Origin of the sequence: Mangrovactinospora gilvigrisea (assembly GCF_001879105.1) — a bacterium.
In the GTDB taxonomy this organism is placed as follows: domain Bacteria; phylum Actinomycetota; class Actinomycetes; order Streptomycetales; family Streptomycetaceae; genus Mangrovactinospora; species Mangrovactinospora gilvigrisea.
Map to the genome: position 1 here is coordinate 21,187 of NZ_MLCF01000141.1, position 6,000 is coordinate 27,186.

The 6,000-nt window shown below is 74.3% G+C and carries 6 protein-coding genes and 1 pseudogene; 6 read left to right on the plus strand and 1 reads right to left on the minus strand.

All coding sequences use genetic code 11. The annotated features are described in order from the left end of the window. Window positions 1-194: 194 nt before the first annotated feature. The 4 genes and pseudogenes from BIV57_RS20920 (at window position 195) to BIV57_RS26260 (ending at window position 1,877) form a co-directional block, all read left to right on the plus strand. Window positions 195-728, plus strand: a complete 534-nt coding sequence (locus BIV57_RS20920) for a thiopeptide-type bacteriocin biosynthesis protein (RefSeq protein ID WP_265737005.1) — start codon at window positions 195-197, stop codon at window positions 726-728. After that, a pseudogene (locus BIV57_RS20925) lies at window positions 712-1,398 on the plus strand (lanthionine synthetase LanC family protein); the annotation flags it as partial. The gene BIV57_RS20920 and the pseudogene BIV57_RS20925, both read left to right, overlap by 17 nt. 168 nt (window positions 1,399-1,566) lie before the next feature. Continuing rightward, on the plus strand, window positions 1,567-1,719 hold the full coding sequence (locus BIV57_RS26255; protein ID WP_245797832.1) for a PIN domain-containing protein: 153 nt from the start codon (window positions 1,567-1,569) through the stop codon (window positions 1,717-1,719). Then, window positions 1,719-1,877, plus strand: a complete 159-nt coding sequence (locus tag BIV57_RS26260) for a PIN domain-containing protein (RefSeq protein ID WP_245797831.1) — start codon at window positions 1,719-1,721, stop codon at window positions 1,875-1,877. Before BIV57_RS26255 ends, BIV57_RS26260 begins: the two co-directional genes overlap by 1 nt. A gap of 18 nt (window positions 1,878-1,895) precedes the next feature. On the opposite strand, the gene BIV57_RS20940 is transcribed toward BIV57_RS26260, so the two are convergent. Further along, the gene (locus BIV57_RS20940; protein ID WP_071658416.1) at window positions 1,896-3,533 is read right to left on the minus strand and encodes a DUF4855 domain-containing protein; all 1,638 of its coding nucleotides are present in this window, start codon (window positions 3,531-3,533) and stop codon (window positions 1,896-1,898) included. Window positions 3,534-3,659: 126 nt separating this feature from the next. Between BIV57_RS20940 and sigJ the strand changes: the two genes are divergently transcribed. Together sigJ and BIV57_RS20950 are read left to right on the plus strand one after the other, a co-directional pair. Further along, window positions 3,660-4,613 (plus strand): RNA polymerase sigma factor SigJ, encoded by a 954-nt coding sequence (gene sigJ, locus BIV57_RS20945; protein ID WP_071658417.1) that lies wholly within the window; start codon window positions 3,660-3,662, stop codon window positions 4,611-4,613. A 78-nt stretch (window positions 4,614-4,691) separates the two neighbouring features. Next, window positions 4,692-5,927 (plus strand): NAD(P)/FAD-dependent oxidoreductase, encoded by a 1,236-nt coding sequence (locus tag BIV57_RS20950; RefSeq protein WP_071658418.1) that lies wholly within the window; start codon window positions 4,692-4,694, stop codon window positions 5,925-5,927. Window positions 5,928-6,000 lie beyond the last annotated feature (73 nt).

Below are 6,000 nucleotides of genomic sequence, written 5' to 3' on the forward strand. Positions count from 1 at the left end.
GGGTGGGGATCTCGACCGCGAGGCCGAGGCAGAACGCTGGGGGTGCATTACGGTGGGGCACGAGGGCCTTTCTGGTCGGCGTCGATGTCGCAATCCACACCGAACCGGGAAGGCCCTCACCCGTTCAAGATCCCTCAGCCGAGACCTGCATCACCGTCCACAACCTCCCGAGACAGAACACCTAGGTCGCCGACCTGCGCGAACGCGGAATGCTCGGCGACTTCGAACTCGCCACCTACTACCCCGAGACCGGACGCTACGGAGGACCGTCCGCCATGCAGGCCGCCGAGGACTTCTTCGCCGCCGACACCCGGGCCGCCCTCGCCCAAGTCGCCCTCTGCGCACGCCCGGACGGCCTCGATCCGCGGGTCCTGTGCGCGGCGAGCATGGCTGACCTGGCCGCCGCTTTCACCGGCAGCACCGGCGCCGGGATGCGCTGGCTGATCGGCCACATCGCCGCCGAGGGCGCGCCGACCGTCCCCCACGGTCTGCACCGCCAGGCGCGCGGGCTGCCCGCGCCGGCCGCATGGACTGCGCGCCGTGCGGCCGTCCGCGCCTACCGGGCCATGGCGCCCGACGACGTCCTGCCGTCACTGCTCCACATGCACCACAACCGCGTCCTGGGCACGGACCGCGACAACGAGAACGCCTGTTACCGCCTGGCCCGCTCCATCGCCCTGGCCTGGACCGCCCGCCGAACCGGAGAACGCGATGACGACGACCGCTGACGACCTTCGCGCCCAGGGACTGGCCAACGGGGCCATCGGCCGCGCCCTGCTGGAGGCCGAGCGCGCGCGCCTCGGCCTGGTCCCGCACGCCAAGGAGCACCGGGCGCTGGCCACCGCGGCAGCCGGGCCGCTGCACGTCGGCGACGACGCGTCCCTGCTGGTCGGCGCCCCGGCCGTGGCGTTCGTCCTGCACCACGCTGCCGCCGGTACCGCTCGCTACGGCGCCGCCCTGCATCACCTCGACGCGCAGATCGCCGCGATCGCCCAGCGCCGCCTCGATGCCTCCCACGCCCGCATCGACCGCCACGAACCCGCCCGCACCTCCGAGTTCGACCTCTTCTACGGCCTCACCGGAATCGGCGCCTACCTGCTCGCCCGAGACCACCACACACTCCGTGACGTCCTCGTCTACCTGGTGCGGCTGACCGAGGAGAACGACGGGCTGCCGGGCTAGTGGGCCAAGCACGACCCGCGTGGGGAGCAGGCCGAGGAGTTCGGCGGCAGCCACGCCAACCTCGGGATGGCGCACGGAATCTGCGGACCGCTCGCCCTGCTGGGCCTCGCCGCCCGACGCGGCATCACCGTGGACGGGCAGAAGGCGGCCCTGCGCCGCATCCTCGCCTTCCTCGACACCTGGCGACAGACCGGCCCCGCGGGCCCGTGGTGGCCGCAGTGGATCACTGCGGCCGAGTACCGCTCCGATACTCGCCGAGCAGCTCGGGTCCGACGGTGCGGAGCGCCCGCTGGGGTCGCGCATCGCCGAGCGATGTGCGTGGCTCGGCGGCGCGGGGCTGGAAGCGCCCGTCGGCAAGGACGCACCGCGTCCGGCGGACTTCGAATGATCGTCCTCGACGCCGATGTCCTCTCCGAGTTGATGGGGCCCGCTCCTGAACCGTGGGTGGTCGGCTGGCTCGACACGCTGGTCCCCGGCGAGGTCGCCACGACCGCCGTGACCGCGGCGGAGCTCTGGTACGGCATGCGGACATCGTGATGGCGCGCAAGCGGTCCGGGCGGCCGATCGCCGCCGCCGACGCGCGGATCGCGGTGATCTGCGCGAGGCGCGGGGCCGCCCTTGCGGCGAGGGGCACCGAGGGCTTCGTCGGCACCGGAGTGGCCCTGGTGAACCCTTGGGACGCCACTGCCGGCTGATCGGGCGGACGCCGGGCGTCAGCGGGAGGTGCGGAGGTAGGCGTAGGCGGCGTCGTAGGTGTGGCGGGCTGCTGGGTCGGTGCTGCGGGCGGAGCCCAGGGTGGTGTCGCGGGCGCCCCAGTACCAGCCGGTGAGGGCGCGGTCGGCGCCCTCGTGGTGGAAGGTGTCGAGGTAGGCGGCGAACTTCTGCTGGGCGGCCGGGCTGGTGAGCATGGGCTCGTCGCCCTCGACCTCGACGCCGAGGCCCGCCCAGCGGGCCAGTTGGGTGGCGCTGGTGAGGCGGGAGGCCGGCAGGGTGTCGTCGAAGAAGTAGTTGGGCTGCAGCATCGCCGCGTCGAAGCCGTAGCTGCGCCAGTACTGGAAGCCGGGGGCCTGGTAGTAGGGGATCCAGTAGAACTTCAGACGGTGGGAGTGGACGCTTGCCGCGGTCTGCTGGACGAGGGCGCTGTCGGAGGAGTTCGGGCCGATGCGCTCGTACATCCAGTAGAAGCCGGCCAGGTCGAGGTTCCTGTAGTGGCCCGCGGCGAACCTCGCGCGGGACCGGGCGATGAGCCAGTCGACCACCTTGAGGCGGTTGGCGGCGGCCTTCGCCCCGCCGACGCGGTCCGGGTTGAGGTCGAGGGTCTGGCCGTCCAGCTCGCCCCAGGGGGTGGGGGAGTCCATGGTCGGCAGCGGGACGGGGAGGACGACCTTGACGCGGTGGGGGGCGCCGCCGAGCGAGGATCGGGCGGTGTCCACGGCGTGGTCGAGGGCGTCGACGTCGACGTTCGGGGTGAACTGGCGGTCGATCAGGTCCGTCCAGCCGGCCTTGTCCTGGTACTCGCTCGCGTCGCCGCCGGCCATCCACAGCACGGTGTCGAACATCCAGTCGGTGGGGCGGCCCTCGGTGTCGACGTGCGAGACGATCGGGAGGAGGTCCCGGTCCGACCACATGCCCTGCGCGCGGTTGGGGTTGCCCGGGCCGTAGGTGTAGGCGAGGTACATGTCGCGGACGCCGCCGACCCGCGGGGTTCCGGCGCGCTGGTAGCCCTGGTCGGCGAGCGGCTCCGGGCGGTACGCCGGGCCGTGCGGGGCCCTCGCGCCGGGGGCCCGGCCGTCGGTGCCCAGGACGGTCAGCTCGTCGGCGAAGGTGTAGCCGTTGGTGTCGAAGACGACCTTGACGTAGCGGGCGTAGGTCGGGGCGATGGCCAGGGAGACCGCGCGGTGCTCGTTGGCCGTGCCGCGGTTGTTCCCGGCGGCGCTGCCTGCGGTCCGCCAGTGGGTGCCGTCGGCGGACAGGGCGTAGGTGACCTTGGCGGGGAGGAAGACCGAGGCGCTCTGGTAGAAGAGGTAGTCCATCGAGAGTGACCGAATGGTCTTGACCGAACCGAGGTCGACATCCATGGTCCGGCCGACCTGCTGGAGGTAGCCGACCCAGCCCGGATCGGTGAACCCGGCGCCCGCCCTGACCCCGTCGGTGAGCGAGCGCCCGCCGACGTCCGGGTAGTGGGCGTCCGCCTCCGCTTGCAGTTGCGCGTTCGGAATCCGCGTGCTGACCGTGTACTTCGCGCCGAGCGCCACATCGTGCGGCTGCTCCGCGGCGGCCCCGGGCGCGACGGCGCCCAGCCCCGTTGTGAGCAGCGCGCCCCCGATCAGCGCCGCGGCCCATCGGCGCACGCCTAAGCCCGGGCTGCGTCTGGACGTCATCGCCACCTCCGAAGAGATTGCCGTTTTGGTCAGTACCAATTTTTGCCGGTGGAGGTGAGGGGCCGTCAACCCGTCGGCATGGGGGACGATGGGGGAATGCTGGGATCCGCGGGTGAGGTCGAGGTGTTCGAGGCCAGTCGGGGGCGCCTGGAGGCGATCGCCTACCGGCTGCTGGGGTCGGCCGGGGACGCCGAGGACGTGGTGCAGGAGGCGTTCCTGCGGTGGCACGCCGCCGACCGGGCGCGCATCGAGGTGCCCGAGGCGTGGCTGACCAAGGTGCTCACCAACCTCTGCCTGACGCTGCTCGGTTCGGCCAGGGTGCGCCGGGAGGCGTACGTCGGGGAGTGGCTGCCCGAGCCGGTGCTCGACGGCGACCGGATGCTGGGCCCGGCGGACACCGCCGAGCAGCGCGAGTCGGTGTCGCTGGCGATGCTGATGCTGCTGGAGCGGCTGACGCCGAAGGAGCGCGTCGTCTATGTGCTGCGCGAGGCGTTCGGCTATCCGCACCGCGAGATCGCCGAGATGATCGGCATCGGCGAGGCCAACTGCCAGCAGGTGTACCGCCGGGCGCGGCTGCACGTCGCGGACGGCCACGCCGCGCGCGGCGCCGCGGTGGACGAGGCCGCCGCCCGGCGGATCGCCGAGGAGTTCCTCGCCGCGGCGCTCAGCGGCGAGACCGAGCCGCTGGTCGCGCTGCTCGCCGCGGACGCGGTGGGCGTCGCGGACGGCGGCGGGCGGATGCCGGCGCGGCGCTCCCCGATCGTCGGCGCGGGCGACATCGCCCGCTACCTGTACCGGCTCTTCCTGCCCAGCGCGGCGAAGCGGGCGCTGGTCGGCGAGGCGCCGGCGCTCTTCGGCGCGATCGTCAACGGCGGGCCGGCGGTGGTGGCGGAGGCCGGCGGACGGGTCGTGGGCGTGATGGCGCTGGAGGTCGGCCCGGGCGGCGTCGAGGCGCTGCAGATCCAGGTCAACCCCGAGAAGCTGGGCCGGTTCGCGCGGGCGTGGCAGGCCTCGGGGGCGCGGCGGGCGCACCCGCTGCAGGGGTGGTGACGCGCGTCACACCCGGAAGGTGTCAGGAAACGGCGGGCTGTCCGGCTCAGGGGGTGAACCTCTGGGAGGAGCAACGCCATGAAGCACCGCATCACCGTCCTGGGCGCCGGATACGCCGGGGTCACCGCCGCCGGGCGCCTCGCCAAGCGGCTGGACCCCGCCGATGTCGAGATCACGCTGGTCAACGCCGAGGCGGAGTTCGTCGAGCGGGTGAGGATGCATCAGCTCGCCACCGGGCAGCGGCTCAAGCGCCGTCCGCTGGCCGGGATGCTCGCCGGCAGCGGAGCGTCCGTGCGGGTGGCCCGGGTGACGGCCGTCGACCTGGAGCGGCGCCGGGTGGAGCTGGCGGACGGCCAGTCGGCGGACGGCGAGCCGGCGGACGGCGAGCCGGCGGCGGGCGAGTCGGCGGACGGCGAGCTGGAGTACGACAGCCTGGTGTGGGCGCTGGGCAGCGTCGGCGACGACCGGGGCGTGCCCGGTGTCGCCGAGCACGCGCACCGGCTCGCCGGGCGGGCCGGCGCGCTGCGGCTCGGGGAGCGGCTGGCCGCGCTGGCGTCCGGGCAGACCGTGCTGGTGGTCGGCGGCGGCCTCACCGGGATCGAGACGGCCGCGGAGATCGCCGAGTCCCGCCCGGACCTGCGGGTCGTCCTCGCCGGCCGGGAGGGCGTCGGCTCCTGGCTGAGCGGGAAGGCGCGGCGCCATCTGGCGGTGGTCCTGGACCGGTTGGGCGTCGATGTCCGCGAGGGCACGGACGTGGCGAGGGTCGAGGCGGGCGGGGCGGTGCTCGATCCGGGCGGGTCGATCGAGGCCGGGGCGGTGGTGTGGAGCGCCGGGTTCGCGGCGAACCCGCTGGCCGCGACCAGCGGGCTGCGGGTCTCGGCGGGCGGGCGGATCGTCGTCGACGGCACCCAGCGCTCCGTCTCGCACCCCGAGGTGTACGCGGTCGGCGACGCCGCGCTGGCCGTCGGCAAGGGCGGCGCGCCGCTGCGGATGGCCTGCGCCACCAGCATGCCGATGGCCTGGCGGGCGGCGGACGCGCTGGCCGCGCGGCTCACCGGGCGCACCGCGCCGGAGCCGGAGATCGGCTACAGCCTGCAGTGCGTCAGCCTGGGGCGGCGGGACGGCATCGTGCAGCGCGTCACCCCAGAGGACCGGCCCACCGACACGGTGCTCACCGGGCGGACCGCGGCGCGCGTCAAGGAGTTGATCTGCTCGGGCGCGGCGTGGGGCGCGGGGCATCCGACGATGCTGGTGCCGGCGCGGCGGCGGGGGCTGGTCGTGGACGGGGCCGTGCCGCGGCCGGTCACGGCCTGACGCGGAGGGCGCGGGCGCGGGGCGGGTGGACGCGGGGCGGGTGGGCGCGGCGTGGGTAGGAGCGGGGCGCGTG